The following is a 16,378-nucleotide window of genomic DNA, read 5'->3' on the forward strand; positions in this document are numbered from 1 at the left end:
TTTCTTGTTGGATCGCGAGGAGCAGCGTGACAGCGCCGATGAGTGGCGTCGCTGGTGAACTGATCGGAACAGATGCCGGGGTAGGTAAAACCGATCGATCCGGCGATACAGTGGGTTTGCGATACCGAAATGAGAACTATTATTGCATAGGATAACGATGATGAATGGCAGGAATGACGTCGGTCAATATCGCGCTGGCTTGCCGCGAGTGCCCATTCCTCTGGTGGCGTGGAAGCGTTACACGTGACGAAAATATTGTGTCTTTGGAGGATGAGAAATGGGAAGCGTTGGATCTGGGTGATCCAGGACGGATCGACCTCCGTTCCAAACACCCGGATAGCCAAGCCGTTCACTCATCCGTAACAATTATTTAATAATTTGTACTCCGACATTCTTTAATCGTACTCCACCCGTGCACGGTCGCAATCAGGAGGGTAAGCTTGCCCATTTTGAGGCGGATGCTTTGATGGCCCCCTATCACGTTTTGATCTGTCTGCCGACCCACAGCGAGCAGGTCCACATTAACTTCGCGATGTCACTCATGGCGACCACACGCGCCCTCAACGACGCTGGCGTAACGTTCGAGACGTTACATGTCGCGTCGGCACACATCATCCGTACGCGCAACTTCTTCGCTAATTATTTTGTTGAACATTCGACATTCACGCACGTGCTCTTCCTCGACACCGATATGGGATTCCCATCTCAATCCATCCTCAAAATGCTGGCTGCCAACATGAGCATTGTCGGCGTAGCTTATCCATACCGTCGATTTGACATGAGCCGCCAGATCAATGCCTCCGACAATGGCCTCAGCATGAGTGACTGGTTCGAAAAGCATGCGCAGTACACCGTTTCGATGAAAAGTGATGCAAACGGCAAAAGTGCTATCTCCAACGGTTTTGTGGAAACAGAACATATTGGTACTGGAATTCTTCTCGTGCAAAGAGACGTCTTCGAGGCAACAAAGCCATTTACGATTTGTTTCGTGCCGCCAGATCAATTCGCGCCCATGCTACCAAGCGGCAAATTTTATGGCTTCTTTGAAACAATCGAAGATAACGGCAAGTACTTGTCCGAAGACTTGTCGTTCTGCCATCGGGCACGTCAAGCAGGCTTCTCAATCTGGGCTTTAATCGACCAGACTATTAAGCATTACGGAACATCTGAGGTCTCCGGACAGTACATGAAGGCATTGCATCATCAGGGTCGTATTCCCTGAATGGCGCACAACCCGCCTTGACTCATTTTTTTACAGATTCAAGGTGTGATTTTCCGATAGCCTACGGCATACCTAAATATTTCTCAAAGACGCATACCATGTCCCACCACGTACTCATCTGCCTGCCCACCTACAGCGAAGAAGTGCACATCAACTTCGCCTTTTCACTGCTCGATCTGACGCGTGCATTGACAGATTCAGGGTCAACCTACGAAATGTTGCACGTTGCGTCCTCGCAGATCGTTCGCGCCCGCAACTTCTTCGCCAACTATTTCCTGAATCACCCTAAATTCACACATCTGCTCTTCCTCGATACCGACATGAAATTTCCAGCCGAAGGCGTCATCAAGCTTCTGGCCGCGAACAAGGCGATCGCAGGTGTCGCGTACCCGTTCAGAAGACAGGATCTGGACCGATCTATCTCGTCAACCGATACCGGTTTGACCATGCGCCAGTGGTTAGAAAAATACGCCGACTACACCTTCGCGCCCATCACCGATAAAAACGGCGACGTTAATTTCATCAATGGATTTGCTGAAGCGCGGCATGTCGGAACGGGTGTTTTTCTAGCGCAACGAGAAGCGTTCGAAGCAACGATGCCGCTCTCCGAATGCTACGCACCGCCTGCACAATATAAATCGTCGATTGCAAACGGAAAGTTCTATGGATTCTTTGAAACGATCGAAGAGGATGGTGTGTACTTGGGCGAAGACGTATCGTTTTGCCTTCGAGCACGACAAGCCGGATTAACAATCTGGGCGTTGATCGACCAGACGGTGGTTCATTACGGAGCTTCGGAGGTATCAGGTCAATATCTTCAAGCCATGCGACTCAACGGCAAAGTTACCTGACGCTCACAAATGCCGCGCTTATTGCATGAAGCGCGGCGCCGCTGAAACAAACTATATCCCGCAAATCTCCCCCGTCCCCTCAAGTTCCCGCGCCGCCTTCGCCCCTTCAACCTGCAAAATAGTCGGCAACGAAACACCGTTCTTCGCCGCCGTCACTTCAGCAAGAATAGACACCGCTATCTCCGGCGGCGTCCGGCTACCGATATAAATCCCCACCGGCCCATGCAACCGCGACAACTCGGCATCGGAGAGATCGAACTCTTTCAGCCGTTCCCTGCGCGCCGCGTTATTTTTCCGCGATCCCAACGCACCGACATAAAACGCCGGCGTCTTCAACGCTTCCATCAACGCCAGGTCGTCGAGCTTCGGATCGTGGGTCAGCGCAATCACCGCGCAACGCTCATCGAGTTTCATGTCCATCACGGTATCGTCGGGCATGGTGCGCACGATCTTCGTCCCCGGCACATCCCACTCGTCGGTGTACTCCTCGCGCGGGTCGCAAACCGTCACGTGATAATCCAGCCCGACCGCGATACTGCACAGATACCGCGACAACTGCCCCGCCCCAATCACCAGCATCCGATACCGCGGACCGTGAATAGTCGAGAGCGTGGTTTCATCGAACGTAACGCCATCCGTTGCTTGCGCTGGCTCTAACTTGACCGCGCCGTTGTCCATATCAAGCGTGCGCGTCACTAACCGCCCGGCGAGAACGGCTTCGCACAATTCAGCAATACCGCTTGCCATTGACAACGGTTCAAGCACCAGTTGAATCGTCCCGCCGCATGGCAGTCCGAACCGATGCGCTTCTTCCGCCGAAATGCCGTATTTCACGCTCTCAGGCTTCGTCTGCTCGATGCCGCGCTGCCTGACGCGCTCGATCAAATCGTCTTCAATGCACCCGCCCGACACCGATCCCATCACCGCGCCGTCATCGCGCACGGCGAGCATCGCGCCTTCCGGCCGGGGCGACGAGCCCCACGTCTTCACTACTGTCACCAGCAACACGCGATGCCCACGTTCGAGCCATCGTGCGCTGTTTCTCAGGACTTCGAGATCCACGCTGTCCATGATCGTTTCCCTTTCTTCTCTTCGCCTTCACCGTCCGCCGCCCCGGAATCGGGCGCACCATCGGGTTCATCGCCCTTAGTCAACTGCGCACTGAAGCGCTTGAAAAATTCCCCGGCTATCTTCCTGGCCGCGCCATCCACCAGCCGCGAGCCGATCTGCGCGAGCTTGCCGCCCACTTGCGCGGTCGCCGTGTAGGACAAGACGGTCGAATCCGCATTGCCGCCCGGTTCCAGATTGACCTTCGCCTGACCCTTGCCGAAACCGGCCGTCCCACCTTGCCCCTCGAACACGATGGTGTACGTGCGCGGCGCGTCGATGTCCACTAAATTCATGCGTCCTTTGAATTTCGCTTTCACGGGACCGACCGATGCCGTCATGGCCACCGCATACGCATTCTCGCCATCGGCCTCGATGCTTTCGCAACCCGGAATGCACGCGCGCAAGATTTCGGTATCGTTCAACGCTTCCCACGCGACATTCTGCGGCACCGGCAGATTATGCGTTTCGGTCAGTTCCATGACGTGTCTCCGGCTGATTTCCGGTCCGCTCGACGCGTCACCGCCGCCAGCTCCCGGCCGACAGCGTTTAGGCTGTCGAGATTGTGAGCCGCAAGCATCGCATCGACATGCGGCAGGATCGCCCGCACGCCCCGCGCGCGCGGGGTGAAATCGGTGTATCGAAGCAACGGATTGAGCCATACCAGCCGATGCGCAAACCGGCGCAGACGCAGCATCTCGGTTTCGAGGACATCGATTGCTTCGTGATCCAGGCCGTCCGTGACGAACAACACCGTCGCGCGGCCGTTGAGCACCCGCCGCGCCCAGCGCCGGTTGAATTCGGCCAGCGCCGCGCCGATCCGCGTGCCGCCCGACCAGTCGACCACCTGATCCGAGATCGCGGCAATCGCGACGTCGGGATCGCGTTCGCGTAATGCCCGCGTGGCGTTGGTCAGGCGCGTGCCGAACAGGAAGACCTGCAGGCGTTCGCGCGATTGCAGCAATGCATGACAGAAGTAAAGCACAGCCCGGGAATACGCGCTCATCGACCCGGAAATGTCGAGCAGCAGGACAAGCGGCGGGCGGCGTTCCACGACTTTCTTGTACTTCCACGTCGTCCAGTCGCCGCCGGAACGCACAGCGCTGCGGGCACTGGCGCGTAGATCTGCATGCGTGCCGTGCGATGCGGTTTTTAAGCGCCGTGTCGGCTCCGTGGCAAGCGGCATTCTATGCGAACGAATTTGGTGTCGAAGCGCGCGCCATTCATCGGACGTAAGGGTGTCGAAATCGCGATGGCTCAGGCGTTCCTGCGCGCTGAACGTAATGCGCGCGTGGAGATGTTCAACGTTGTCCGGCGGTTGGTTCGCCCGCTTCAATTCGGCCGCGCGTGCGGCGAGGGCATCGGCGAGGCGGTTGTTGCGCTTGGGCGGCGGCACGCCGTTCGTCACCTTCGGCAACAACAGCGCGCGCAGTTTCCCTTCCCAATCGGGATCGCGCCAGAAAAGATCGAAAGCCTGGTGGAAGAGTTCGCGCTCGTCGGGCGCATGAACCAGCAGCGCGGCGAGCGCGGCGCGGACATCGTCGCGACGGGTGATATCGATCCAGCGCAACGCTTCGAGCGCATCGACGCTGTGCGCCGGCGACATCGCCAAGCCCGCGCCGCGCAGCAGCCTGACAAAGTGCACGACGTTGTGAGCAAGCGTGGGTATTCCAATCGTTTCCATGTTCGTTCAGGCCGGCGCGGCGAGGCATTGCGCGATCTCGGCGGCGTCCACGCGCGCGAGATCGTCCTGGTACTTCAGCAGCACGCCCAATGTGTCCTGCACCGATTGCGGGTCAAGTTCACTGACAGAAAGCGCCGCCAGCGCACGACACCAGTCGATGGTCTCCGCCACGCCCGGCGCCTTGAACAAATCGAGCGTCCTCAGCCGATGCACAAACGCCACCGCACGCGCCTGCAACTCCGCGCCGGCTTCGGGCGCACGCGCCGCCACAATCTGCAGTTCCACATCGCGGGCCGGATAGCCGATCCATTGATATAAACAGCGTCGCTTGAGCGCGTCGTGGACTTCGCGCGTGCGATTCGATGTCATCACGACCAGCGGCGGGCGTTCGGCGCGCACGGTTCCATACTCGGGTATCGATACCTGGAAATCCGACAGTAACTCGAGCAGGAAAGCTTCGAACGGTTCATCGGCGCGATCGATTTCATCGATGAGCAGAACGCGTTGGGCGGCCGGATTCAAGGGGTCCGGCATGAGCGCTTGCAACAGCGGGCGCTTGAGGAGGAATTCGCTTTTATAGAGCGAATCGTTCGAGGGTTGTTCGCCTGCTGCCTCGGCAAGCCGCAGCGCCATGATCTGGCGCGGGTAGTCCCATTCGTAGAGCGCGCTGGCGGTGTCCAGACCTTCGTAGCATTGCAGCCGCAGCATTTGCGTGCCGAGGAAACCGGCCGCCGCTTTTGCCAGTTCGGTCTTGCCGACGCCCGGTTCGCCTTCGAGGAAAAGCGGGCGTTGCATTTTCAACGCGAGGAAAAGCCCCGTTGCGAGTTCGCGGCTGGCGAAGTATTGCTGCCCGCTCAGGGCGGCGAGGGTTTCGTCGATCGATGCCGGGGTCATGGATTTGCTCGCGCCGGTGGACGGGTTTGGGGGGCTTTGGGTGGTCAGGGGTTTGGGTCAGTGTCGGGGTGGTGCTTTCGGTGTTAGTGGTCGGGGGCAGTGCCGGGTTGCCAGGTTCCAGGGTTAGCGGGTTGAGTCAGTGCCGGGTTGCTGCTTTCGGCGTTAGTGGTCTGCGAGAGTCGGATTTTCTCTTTATCACTGTTAGCCACTGTGCGTGGCGGCACGTCATTTCTTTGTCCAAAGCGACAAAGAAACGAAGCAAAGAAAACGCTTTCAACCACGCTACCCTAAGTGTCCGCAGCGTGCAGTTTTGATTCATAGGTGCCCCAAAAGTACGGTGCTCGCCAGAGCCACGGATGTTTGAAACCCTCCTTCTCCGAACTCAGGTTCTGACACGCTTCGCCACCAGTGACTGAACCTGCCCAAGGGCACCCCGCGCTATCCGCGTGAACCAACCACCAAATCTGTACGCACGTCGAACCACCTCGCCAACCTTCCTGGAAGCAGGGCCGCAAGGACGCGTGAGGTCGTAACCCACGAAGGCAACCGTCAGACCACACTGCTAACCGACCAAGAAACCAAGCACTAAAGACGCGTGATGCGATGCGGTTCCGAGACAACTGGTGCTTGCCCGAGAGCACTGGTGGCGAAGCGTGTCTATGTCGGGATTCGCGAGAAGGAGGGGTTCAAACATCCTTCGTTCTGGCGAGCACCGTGCTTATGGGGCACCTATGAATCAAAACTGCACGCTGTGGACACTTAGGGTAGTGCGGTTAAAGCGTTTTCTTTGCTTCGTTTCTTTGTCGCTAAGGACCAAGAAATGACGTGCCGCCACGCACAGTGGCTAACAGTGATAAAGAGAAAATCCGACTCTCGCAGACCACCACCGCCGAAAGCACCACCCCGGCACTGACCCCGACCACTAACCCTGAAAGCATCAACCCGGAACCGCCCCCCCAAGTGCGAACGACCTAAAACCCATTAGCCCGATCAACAGCCCTCCCGGCAAGAATCGGAATCAAATGCGCCCGATACTCCGCACTCGCGTGCATATCCTCGTTGAGGGTATCGGCAGAAATCGATGTGCCGCGCGCCGCCGCAACCGAGAAATCCTTCGATAACGCCGCCTCCAGTTCAGAAGCCCGAAACACGCTCGCTGCAGCGCCTGTGATGGCCACTCGCACACCGCCAGCATGCTTCGCAACAAACACCCCCACCAGCGCAAAGTGCGACGCGGGATTGCGAAACTTCTCGTACCCCGCCCGCTCGGCAATCGGAAATTCAACCGATGTAATCAGCTCATCAGGTTCCAAAGCCGTCTCATACATGCCAAGGAAAAAGTCATCGGCGGTGATACGCCGTCTATCTGTCACGATAGTCGCGTTCAACGCCAGCACCGCCGCCGGATAACACGCCGCCGGATCATCGTTGGCAAGCGATCCGCCGATCGTCCCGCGCTCCCGAACCTGCCGGTCGCCAATATGACCGGCAAGGTCAGCCAACCCCGGCAGCGCGCGCTGCACCTCCGGGTTCGCGGCAACCTGCGCATGACACACCGCGCCGCCAATCGTCACCTTGTCACCCGTCACGGTGATGTCCTTCATCGTGCCGATCCGCGTCACATCCACCAGCGCCGACGGCTGCGCGAGCCGCAAGCGCATGGTCGGCAGCAAGCTCTGCCCGCCCGAGAGATATTTGGCGTCCTCGTGTTGCTTGAGGAACGCCACCGCTGCGTCGGACTTGTCCGGCCGTTGGTAATCGAATGAGTACATGTCGAAGTCCTCTTAAGCGGGAGTCGAAACGCCGCGAGCGGCCGACGCATCGGCGGCGGCATGCATCGCAGCCCATACGCGATGCGGCGTGGCAGGCATCTGCAGATCGGTCACGCCAAGCGGCGAAAGCGCATCGATGATCGCGTTGATCACCGCCGGCGGCGATCCAATCGCGCCCGCTTCGCCGCAGCCCTTCACGCCCAGCGGGTTATGCACGCACGGTGTGCCTTTCGACGTTTCCACATCGAAATTCGGCAGGTCGGACGCGTGCGGCATAGCGTAATCCATGAACGAGCCGGACATCAACTGGCCGCTTTCGTTGTCGTACACGGCACGCTCCAGCATCGCCTGACCAATGCCCTGCCCAATCCCGCCATGCACCTGACCTTCGACGATCATCGGATTAATGATGTTGCCGAAATCATCCACGGCGGTGAACTTCTGGATGCGCGTTTCGCCGGTGTCCTGATCAACTTCCACTTCGCACAAATACGCGCCCGATGGATACGTGAAGTTGCTCGGATCGTAGAACGCGTTTTCGTTGAGACCGGGCTCGAGTTTGTCGAGCGGGAAGTTGTGCGGCACGTAAGCCGCCAGCGATACCTCCGCGAACGCCTTCGTCCGGTCGGTCCCCGCCACCCGGAAAATGCCGTCCTTGAACTCGATGTCTTCCGCCGATGCCTCCAGCAAATGCGCCGCGATCTTCTTGGCCTTGTCCTCGATCTTGTCGAGCGCCTTCATGATCGCCGAGCCACCTACCGCGATGGACCGCGAGCCGTACGTGCCCATGCCGAATGGAATCCGGCCGGTGTCGCCGTGGACGATCTCGATGTTATCCATCGATACCCCCAGCCGGTCCGCCACCACTTGCGCGAAAGTGGTTTCGTGCCCTTGACCGTGGCTATGCGAGCCGGTGAACACGGTGACAGAACCCGTGGGATGCACGCGGATTTCGCCGGCTTCGAACAAGCCTGCCCGCGCGCCCAACGCACCCGCGAGATTCGATGGCGCCAGCCCGCACGCCTCGATGTAGCAGGAATATCCAAGCCCGCGCAGCTTGCCGTTTTTCTTCGATTCCTCACGCCGTGCGGGGAACCCTTCCACATCGGCGATCTGCATTGCCCGGTCGAGCAACGCCGAGTAATCGCCGGAATCGTAGGTCAGGCCAACTGGCGTGGTGTACGGCCACGACCGGATGAAGTTGCGCCGACGCAATTCAGCCGGATCGATGTTCATCTCCCGCGCCGCCGTCTCCACAATGCGCTCAAGCACATAGGTCGCTTCAGGACGTCCGGCGCCGCGATAGGCATCGACGGGAACCGTGTTCGTGAAGACCGCCTTTACCTCGGCGTAGATCGCGGGCGTGGCGTACTGGCCGGCGAGCAGCGTGGCGTACAGGATGGTCGGAATCGCGGACGCGAACGTCGACAAATACGCGCCCATGTTGGCCGTCGTGTGAACGCGAAGGCCCAGGAATTTGCCGTCAGCGTCCATCGCGAGTTCAGCTTTCGTCACGTGATCGCGGCCGTGGGCATCGGTGAGAAATGCTTCCGAGCGCTCGCATGTCCACTTAATCGGTCGCCGGACTTTCTTCGACGCCCACGTCAACGCCACATCTTCCGCATAGAGATAAATCTTCGAGCCGAAGCCGCCGCCCACGTCCGGCGCGATGATCCTTAGTTTCGACTCAGGCAGCGACAACACAAACGCCGCCATCAGCAAACGCTCTACGTGCGGATTCTGGTTCGCGACGTACACCGTGTAACTGTCGTCGGACCTCGAATAGCTCGCGTTCACGGCGCGCGGCTCGATCGCGTTCGGCACCAGGCGCTGATTCACGATATCCAGCGTGGTCACGTGCGCGGCCTTGGCGAAGGCGGCGTCGGTGGCGGCTTTGTCGCCGTGGCCCCATGTGTAGCAGAGGTTGTTCGGCGCTTCATCGTGGACTTGCGGCTGCCCTGGGTCGGCAGCAGTGGCGGTATCGACGACGGCCGGCAGCACGTCGTAGTCCACCTCGATCAACTCGATTGCGTCCTTCGCCTCCTTCACCGATTCCGCCACGATCAACGCCACCTGATCGCCCACGTGCCGCACTTTCGTATGCGCGATCACGGGATGCGGCGGTTCGTTCATCGGCTTGCCATCGATGTTGTGGATCAGCCAGCCGCACGGCAATCCGCCGACGCTTTCGCCGGCCATGTCGGCGCCGGTGAAGATCGCGACAACGCCGGGCGCGGCTTTGGCCGCGGTGATATCGATGCTGCGGATCGTCGCGTGCGCGTAAGGCGAGCGCAGGAAGACGCCAAAGGTTTGCTGCGGGAGGACGACGTCATCGGTGTACTGGCCGTTGCCCGTCAGGAAGCGATAGTCTTCCTTGCGTCTAATGGCAGCGCCGATCAGGCGGTGGGTATCGGGTGTTTCAGGGGCGTTCATCGCGGACTCCTGTTCAGGCGCGAATCTTCATCGGAAAGGTGAGTGCGGCTTCGGTGAGGCGTAGCTGGACGCGCGGACCGCGGCTCAGGGCGAGGCCTTCATGGCCTGCGCGCCCTGCACTATGGCTTTCACGATGTTGTGATACCCCGTACATCGGCAGAGATTGCCGTCGAGTTGTTCGCGGACATCGGCTTCGGTGAGATCGGGTTTTTGCGCGGCGAGGGAAGTCGCGCTCATCACCATGCCGGGCGTACAGAAGCCACATTGCAGGCCATGGCACTCCTTGAACGCTGCCTGCATGGGATGGAGTTCGCCGTCCGTCGCCATTCCTTCGATAGTCGTCACCGACGACCCGTCGGCCTGCACGGCGAGGATGTTGCACGACTTGATCGCGCGGCCATCCAGGTGAACGGTGCACGCGCCGCACTGAGCCGTGTCGCAGCCGATGTGCGTGCCCGTGAGACACAACTCCTCACGGAGAAACTGGACCAGCAGGATATGGGGTTCGACGGTGGCGGTAACGGCTTTGCCGTTGACCGTCAGACTGATGCTGAGCGCCATGCTTCTGTCTCCTTCGGGGGGATAAACAGCCGAAGCTCACTCACCGTTTTTGTTTCACTGGCCTTGCGACTTCACGAGTGTGAGTGTCTGGCTGGGTTCGTGTTTATTTGTTGTAGCAATGAGTAAAGCACAAAACGAAGACCGTCGCTATTGGGCTAAAGGCGGGGTGGGGGCAGGTTAAATGTCGCGAATCGTCCTTTTGAGCTTTTCCCAGAATGACATCTGCGTTTTATCCAGTTCGCCGCCGGAAGACCCGGAAGCCGATGGGTCCGAGTTCTGGAGGTTAGCGCTCGACGACCAGGCAGTTCGCGAAGCGTCGCCAATATCCCCGTGCGGCACGGCACTTCCTGCGCCGGACTTCGGAACGGGAGGCAATGGGGGACGCGGCGCGCTCGACAGAGATCGGACAAATCGATGGCCGGGTCCATACGCCGTTATCGAAATGGAGGATCCCTCTTTGAAAGGAACTGATTTTCCGTTGTCATCCACTGAAAAAACATCGAATTCCACTATTGGAATGCACCACTTCGCTTTGTCACGAGACACTTCCTTCTCGTTCTCGTCCAAGCAAAGAAATTTGAACGAGTCGGGATATTCGTCAGCGCTTTTTCGCTTGGGAACGTCGTTCCACGACTCGATAAATGCGATCGTGCCGGGGTGCGGCAAACTTGCCGGCTGAAACCCTTCCAACGAAAAATCTTTTGGCATTATTGTTCCTTCTGTTTGGGTCGAGCATCCATTTGCGAGGACGATTAACGTTGCAACGGCCGTGGCTAACGTAAGCAGCTTCGTCATTTGCTAACTGAATCGAAGTAAGCAAATCTGGCCGGATACCGCTTCCGTCCCTCTGCCTCGCACGGTGTCCCTTTGCTGGACCAATACATATTTCCCGACTCAGTCGGCGAAAAACCCATTGCAGCTAATTCGTGAGACTCGAACGACATAAACATGCCGCTCTGCGACGAGATGAAATGCGGTCTGGGATCGCATTGACAGGCGCAGAGATCATTATCTAAGGCCGGCTCCTTACCGATCCATTTTCCGGGACGGCGCGGCCCCCATGGAACGACGACGCCGATGGTATTGCACACGGGACAACGGACCTTCGCGTACAGATAAGTGAGGTACACGCCGCCGAATTTGACCTTATCGATACCTTCGATGATCGTTGCACCGTTGGTCGCTACGTCACCAACTTTGAGGTAGTTTCGTCTCACAGGTTCTTTGCCCTTATTTATTGGATTGGAACCATGAGTTTTAGCGGGAGCTGTCTTCGATAGCGAATCAGAGAAATCTTAAAGTCGTTATCGAAACGGATGAGCAACGCGTTACGGTCTCGCCTGAAACTGAGCGCAACTGTACAAAAGCCGTTTCAACTTACGTTGAAACGGCTTTTGTGTACTTCGAGGCCCCGGGCTCGACAGTTGCCCGCTGGCTAAGTGAAAGTCACTCCACCCCACGTCCCAGTTTCGAATGCCGGCGCGAGTAACCGAAATAGATCGCCAGCCCGATTGCGAGCCACACCACGAACGCCATCCACGTCACCGCCTTCAGGTTCAGCATCAGGAACAGGCAAGCCGCGACCGCCAGCACCGGCACGACCGGCACGCCCGGGCAACGAAACGCACGCGGCAGATCAGGATGCGTGCGACGCAAAATCAATACCGCGATAGACACCATCGAAAACGCTGCCAGCGTGCCGATATTGATCAGTTCCGCCAGCACGTTGAGCGGCACGAGCGCACCGATCAGCCCGAAGAACAGACCCACGAGCCACGTCGTGAAGAACGGCGTGCCGAATTTCGGATGCACCGTCGACAGACGCGCGGGCAGCAAGCCATCGCGGGACATCGCGTAGATAACGCGCGTCTGGCCGTAGCTCATCACCAGAATCACGGTCAGCATGCCGAGCACCGCACCCAGATCGATGAAACCCGCCACCCACGTTTGCCCCACGACCTGCAGCGCGTACGACACCGGATGCGAGATATTGGCGAACTGCGCCGCCGGGACAATACCGGTCACCACCGCCGCCACCGCCACATAAAGCACGGCGCAAACCGCCAGCGACGAAATGATGCCGATCGGCAAATCGCGTTTCGGATTCTTCACTTCTTCTGCCGCCGACGACACCGAGTCGAAGCCGATAAACGCAAAGAACATCACAGCCGCCGCGCCGAACACGCCGTTCCAGCCGTTGGGCATGAACGGATGCCAGTTCGCCGGCGTGACGTGGAACACGCCCACGCCAATCACCATCAGCACGACCGCGACCTTGATCGCGACCATCACGTTGTTCACGCGCGCCGACTCCTTGATACCAATCGACAGCAGCGACGTAATTACCATCATCACCAGAAACGCTGGCAAGTTGAACAGCGTGAAATGTCCGGGCACGGCGCCGGGCGCCGCTGTGAGCACGGTGGGCAAGCCAATGCCGAAGCCCGACAGCAGTGACTGCAGATACCCCGACCAGCCGACCGACACGGCAGAGGTCGCGAGCCCGTATTCCAGCATCAGGTCCCAGCCGATGACCCACGCGGCCAGTTCGCCGAGCGTGGCATACGAATACGTATAAATGGACCCGGCGACGGGAATGGTCGATGCAAACTCCGCATAGGCGAGCGCCGCGAGAGCGCACGCAATGGCCGCGAGAATAAACGACACCATCAGCGCCGGTCCGGCTTGCACCGCGCCGGTCCCGGTGAGCACGAAAATCCCCGTGCCGATAATCGCGCCGACACCCAGAAACGTCAGATCGAGCGCCCCCAGCGTTTTTTTGAGTCCGGCGCGTTGGGCGCCGGCGAGCATGTGCTCGATGCTTTTCTTTCGGAACAGGGACATGAACGATGACTCCTCAAACCTCGAGCGCAGTGCGCTAAATCGATTGGAAAACCCGCGATTTTATCGGATTGAGGAAGTTAAGCGTCGCAAAACGTTGCAGACAATTGAATTTTGACTTCCTGTCGACAGCGCTATTTTGACAAAATCGTTTGAAAATTGCGTATTAAAAGGAATTTGAGATGAGATCAGCTTTTGTAAGCTGAATCGGAAGTGAAAGCCGCTTTTGAGGGCGTTCCGTCGCAACGCTGAGTTGCATATCGCGATTGGTTGATGGAGCCGCCCAAATGAAAAAACCGAAGCACAAGGGCTTCGGTTTTCGTTTTCCAGCACGCCGGAAAAGCAGCAGAACTCAGCCGACGAAGGCCTTCTCCACGACGTAATGTCCCGGATGATTGTTGCTGCCTTCCTGGAAGCCCATTTCATCGAGGAGCTGACGCGTGTCGCGCAGCATGTGCGGGCTGCCGCAAAGCATGACGCGATCGTTTTCCACGGAGAACGGCGCCACATCCAGGTCGGCAAACAGCTTCTTCGTTTCGATCAGGTCCGTAATCCGGCCGCGATTGGCGAACTCTTCACGGGTAACCGTCGGGTAATACACCAGCTTTTCCTGGATCAGCTCGCCCAGATGCTCGTGCGCCGGAAGGTGCTCGGTGATGAAATCCTTGTACGCGAGTTCATCGACGAAACGGCAGGTATGCGTGAGCACGATCTTGTCGAAACGATCGTAGACGTCCGGGTCCTTGATGATCGACATGAACGGCGCCAGGCCCGTGCCCGTCGACAGCAGCCACAGCGTCTTGCCGGGCAGGAGGTTATCGGCGACCAGCGTACCCACTGGCTTCTTGCCGATCAACACCGGATCGCCGACCTTCAAATGCTGAAGACGTGATGTCAGGGGACCGTCCTGCACCTTGATGCTGAGAAATTCGAGGTGCTCTTCGTAGTTCGCGCTCGCCAGGCTATAAGCGCGGAGCAGCGGCTTGCCATCGACTTCCAGGCCGACCATGGTGAACTGACCATTTTCGAAACGGAACGCGGAATCGCGCGTGCAAGTGAAGCTGAACAGCGTGTCGGTCCAGTGATGGACGCTTAGAACGGTTTGAGGATTAAGGTTGCTCATGGCTTCATGGATAGTGCGGAATCAGGGCGGCGCAGTAGTGCGTTCCGGCAGCCATTGAGAAACTCGGGCTCGATTCCGGCGACAACACCTCGAAGGCGCAACGAAAGCAATGCGTGATGCTGCTAAAGCGGAATTTCCGGCGATACGCGAGAACCGGGCTCGTCGCTGCAAAACCCGCGCGCTCGGAGCGAATGTTCCGCATTCCTCGCTTTCCTCACGCGTAATCGGCTATTTTACCGCACACGCGATTTCTGGGTTCGAGGCGCGTTTTTCAACCTGCGGCGCGGAAATGTTCGACCCATAGGCACGATCCGTTGGGGACTCGTCGGGACAACGCGCATATAGCGTGGGAAACCGGACAACGAACTCGATCGCGAACGAAGCAAGCGTTCGGGAGTCCGCATGATAGCAACGCAATGACGGCAGCAAGGCAAAGGCCCTGCTGCCGTCAGGCTGGTTTTTGTCGAAATGCGAAGACAGCCGGGCGAGACGGTTTTCAGCTTGATTTGCTGGCAACGTCGCGCCGGCTGTCAGTATCGAAGCAAGGTTGCGGCTTCAATCAGAAGTCAGGAATCAGGGAACGCAGCCCATGCCGCGCCCCCTTATACTCGTCGCCTCGCCGGCTCGTCGGCGCGAACTTAAATCCGCTGATCCGTCGACGGCTTTTCCCACAGGTTGATGCCGCCTTCGGTCGCGTGCTGATCGATTTCGGCGAGTTCTTCCCTCGAAAACTCCAGGTTCTTCAACGCGCCGACATTCTCCGTCACTTGTTCCGGACGGCTCGCGCCGATCAGCACCGACGTCACGCGTCCGCCGCGCAACGCCCACGCCAGCGCCATTTGCGCGAGGCTCTGACCGCGCCGTTGCGCGAGCTCGTTGAGCTTGCGCACGTGCTCGATGTTCTTCCCGCTCAAATGCTCCTGCTTCAGCGACCCGCCGCCCGGCTTGTTGACGCGTGCATCGGCGGGAATGCCGTTCAGGTATTTGCCCGTGAGCAGCCCCTGCGCCAGCGGCGTGAACGCGATACTGCCGGCGCCCACGTCATCGAGCGTATCGAGCAGATCTTCCTCGATCCAGCGGTTCAGCATGTTGTACGACGGCTGATGAATCAGCAGCGGCACTTTATGCTCGGCCAGCAGCTTCGCCATCTCGCGCGTTTTGGCCGACGAATACGACGAAATGCCCACGTACAGCGCCTTGCCCGAATGCACGGCGGTCGCGAGTGCGCCCGCGGTTTCTTCGAGCGGCGTGTCGGCATCGAAACGATGCGAATAGAAGATATCGACGTAATCCAGGCCCATGCGCTGCAGGCTCTGATCCAGCGACGCCAGCACGTATTTCCGCGATCCGCCGCCCTGACCGTACGGCCCCGGCCACATGTCCCAGCCCGCTTTCGACGAAATCAGCAATTCGTCGCGATACGGCCGGAAATCTTCCTTGAACAACCGCCCGAAATTCGTTTCCGCGCTGCCATACGGGGGGCCGTAGTTGTTCGCGAGATCGAAGTGCGTAATGCCGAGATCAAACGCGGTGCGCAGGATGTCGCGCTGCGTGGAGATCGGCGTGGTGTCGCCGAAGTTGTGCCAAAGACCCAGCGACAGCGCCGGCAACTTCAGGCCGCTCTTGCCGCAGGTGCGGTAAGCCATCTCCGAATAGCGTTCGGAAGCTGCTTCGTAAGCCATGACGGAATCCTCGAATTGGTGAAGGGACAAAGGGATGTGCAAGCACAGGCAAGCAACAATCGCGCGGGACATGTCGTCTGACGTGCGCCGAGTTCGTCATGTTAGCGAATCGCGCGGACTCGCGTTGGCCATGACCTGAAACAGTTCAAGGCTATCCCGATATTCAGGACACGACCAAATGGCTAACAAGGGAACGATTAGGGGGCGG

General features: G+C 58.7%; 15 protein-coding genes. 2 read left to right on the forward strand and 13 right to left on the reverse strand.

What is annotated here, in order from left to right:
* Positions 1 to 466 precede the first annotated feature (466 nt).
* Positions 467 to 1,222 (forward strand): hypothetical protein, encoded by a 756-nt coding sequence (locus GSQ93_RS01940; RefSeq protein WP_158934154.1) that lies wholly within the window; start codon positions 467 to 469, stop codon positions 1,220 to 1,222.
* A 98-nt stretch (positions 1,223 to 1,320) separates the two neighbouring features.
* Positions 1,321 to 2,073 (forward strand): glycosyltransferase family 2 protein, encoded by a 753-nt coding sequence (locus GSQ93_RS01945; RefSeq protein WP_158934006.1) that lies wholly within the window; start codon positions 1,321 to 1,323, stop codon positions 2,071 to 2,073.
* A 51-nt stretch (positions 2,074 to 2,124) separates the two neighbouring features.
* Here GSQ93_RS01945 and GSQ93_RS01950 read toward each other — a convergent pair whose 3' ends face one another.
* The 13 genes from GSQ93_RS01950 to mgrA form a co-directional block, all read right to left on the reverse strand.
* Positions 2,125 to 3,144 (reverse strand): XdhC family protein, encoded by a 1,020-nt coding sequence (locus GSQ93_RS01950; RefSeq protein ID WP_158934007.1) that lies wholly within the window; start codon positions 3,142 to 3,144, stop codon positions 2,125 to 2,127.
* Positions 3,117 to 3,662 (reverse strand): CoxG family protein, encoded by a 546-nt coding sequence (locus GSQ93_RS01955; protein WP_158934008.1) that lies wholly within the window; start codon positions 3,660 to 3,662, stop codon positions 3,117 to 3,119. The genes GSQ93_RS01950 and GSQ93_RS01955 overlap by 28 nt, the downstream gene beginning before the upstream one ends.
* On the reverse strand, positions 3,653 to 4,864 hold the full coding sequence (locus GSQ93_RS01960) for a VWA domain-containing protein (protein ID WP_158934009.1): 1,212 nt from the start codon (positions 4,862 to 4,864) through the stop codon (positions 3,653 to 3,655). The genes GSQ93_RS01955 and GSQ93_RS01960 overlap by 10 nt, the downstream gene beginning before the upstream one ends.
* Positions 4,865 to 4,870: 6 nt before the next feature.
* The gene (locus GSQ93_RS01965) at positions 4,871 to 5,758 is read right to left on the reverse strand and encodes a MoxR family ATPase (RefSeq protein WP_158934010.1); all 888 of its coding nucleotides are present in this window, start codon (positions 5,756 to 5,758) and stop codon (positions 4,871 to 4,873) included.
* A gap of 971 nt (positions 5,759 to 6,729) precedes the next feature.
* Positions 6,730 to 7,530: a xanthine dehydrogenase family protein subunit M gene (locus GSQ93_RS01970; RefSeq protein WP_158934011.1), complete on the reverse strand. Its 801-nt coding sequence runs from the start codon at positions 7,528 to 7,530 to the stop codon at positions 6,730 to 6,732.
* Between the two features lie 12 nt (positions 7,531 to 7,542).
* Positions 7,543 to 9,963 (reverse strand): xanthine dehydrogenase family protein molybdopterin-binding subunit, encoded by a 2,421-nt coding sequence (locus tag GSQ93_RS01975; protein WP_158934012.1) that lies wholly within the window; start codon positions 9,961 to 9,963, stop codon positions 7,543 to 7,545.
* 84 nt (positions 9,964 to 10,047) lie between these two features.
* Entirely contained in the window at positions 10,048 to 10,524 is a 477-nt protein-coding gene (locus GSQ93_RS01980; RefSeq protein ID WP_158934013.1) for a (2Fe-2S)-binding protein, read from the reverse strand.
* Positions 10,525 to 10,701: 177 nt separating this feature from the next.
* On the reverse strand, positions 10,702 to 11,232 hold the full coding sequence (locus GSQ93_RS01985) for a hypothetical protein (RefSeq protein WP_158934014.1): 531 nt from the start codon (positions 11,230 to 11,232) through the stop codon (positions 10,702 to 10,704).
* A gap of 83 nt (positions 11,233 to 11,315) precedes the next feature.
* Positions 11,316 to 11,741, reverse strand: a complete 426-nt coding sequence (locus GSQ93_RS38610) for a PAAR domain-containing protein (RefSeq protein ID WP_367889726.1) — start codon at positions 11,739 to 11,741, stop codon at positions 11,316 to 11,318.
* 229 nt (positions 11,742 to 11,970) lie between these two features.
* Positions 11,971 to 13,368: an amino acid permease gene (locus GSQ93_RS01990; RefSeq protein ID WP_158934015.1), complete on the reverse strand. Its 1,398-nt coding sequence runs from the start codon at positions 13,366 to 13,368 to the stop codon at positions 11,971 to 11,973.
* Between the two features lie 349 nt (positions 13,369 to 13,717).
* Positions 13,718 to 14,488: a ferredoxin--NADP reductase gene (locus GSQ93_RS01995; protein ID WP_089166527.1), complete on the reverse strand. Its 771-nt coding sequence runs from the start codon at positions 14,486 to 14,488 to the stop codon at positions 13,718 to 13,720.
* A 4-nt stretch (positions 14,489 to 14,492) separates the two neighbouring features.
* Entirely contained in the window at positions 14,493 to 14,690 is a 198-nt protein-coding gene (locus GSQ93_RS02000) for a hypothetical protein (RefSeq protein ID WP_158934016.1), read from the reverse strand.
* A 436-nt stretch (positions 14,691 to 15,126) separates the two neighbouring features.
* Entirely contained in the window at positions 15,127 to 16,170 is a 1,044-nt protein-coding gene (mgrA, locus tag GSQ93_RS02005) for an L-glyceraldehyde 3-phosphate reductase (RefSeq protein WP_158934017.1), read from the reverse strand.
* Positions 16,171 to 16,378 lie beyond the last annotated feature (208 nt).

Source organism: Burkholderia sp. S171, assembly GCF_009766085.1.
Classification (GTDB): domain Bacteria; phylum Pseudomonadota; class Gammaproteobacteria; order Burkholderiales; family Burkholderiaceae; genus Caballeronia.

Bases quoted from the DNA above. Each gene is read 5' to 3' on its own strand.
- GSQ93_RS01940 (WP_158934154.1), top strand. From the start codon at position 467: ATGGCCCCCTATCACGTTTTGATCTGTCTGCCGACCCACAGCGAGCAG.
- GSQ93_RS01945 (WP_158934006.1), top strand. From the start codon at position 1,321: ATGTCCCACCACGTACTCATCTGCCTGCCCACCTACAGCGAAGAAGTG.
- GSQ93_RS01950 (WP_158934007.1), bottom strand. From the start codon at position 3,144: ATGGACAGCGTGGATCTCGAAGTCCTGAGAAACAGCGCACGATGGCTC.
- GSQ93_RS01955 (WP_158934008.1), bottom strand. From the start codon at position 3,662: ATGGAACTGACCGAAACGCATAATCTGCCGGTGCCGCAGAATGTCGCG.
- GSQ93_RS01960 (WP_158934009.1), bottom strand. From the start codon at position 4,864: ATGGAAACGATTGGAATACCCACGCTTGCTCACAACGTCGTGCACTTT.
- GSQ93_RS01965 (WP_158934010.1), bottom strand. From the start codon at position 5,758: ATGACCCCGGCATCGATCGACGAAACCCTCGCCGCCCTGAGCGGGCAG.
- GSQ93_RS01970 (WP_158934011.1), bottom strand. From the start codon at position 7,530: ATGTACTCATTCGATTACCAACGGCCGGACAAGTCCGACGCAGCGGTG.
- GSQ93_RS01975 (WP_158934012.1), bottom strand. From the start codon at position 9,963: ATGAACGCCCCTGAAACACCCGATACCCACCGCCTGATCGGCGCTGCC.
- GSQ93_RS01980 (WP_158934013.1), bottom strand. From the start codon at position 10,524: ATGGCGCTCAGCATCAGTCTGACGGTCAACGGCAAAGCCGTTACCGCC.
- GSQ93_RS01985 (WP_158934014.1), bottom strand. From the start codon at position 11,232: ATGCCAAAAGATTTTTCGTTGGAAGGGTTTCAGCCGGCAAGTTTGCCG.
- GSQ93_RS01990 (WP_158934015.1), bottom strand. From the start codon at position 13,368: ATGTCCCTGTTCCGAAAGAAAAGCATCGAGCACATGCTCGCCGGCGCC.
- GSQ93_RS01995 (WP_089166527.1), bottom strand. From the start codon at position 14,488: ATGAGCAACCTTAATCCTCAAACCGTTCTAAGCGTCCATCACTGGACC.
- GSQ93_RS02000 (WP_158934016.1), bottom strand. From the start codon at position 14,690: ATGCGGAACATTCGCTCCGAGCGCGCGGGTTTTGCAGCGACGAGCCCG.
- mgrA (WP_158934017.1), bottom strand. From the start codon at position 16,170: ATGGCTTACGAAGCAGCTTCCGAACGCTATTCGGAGATGGCTTACCGC.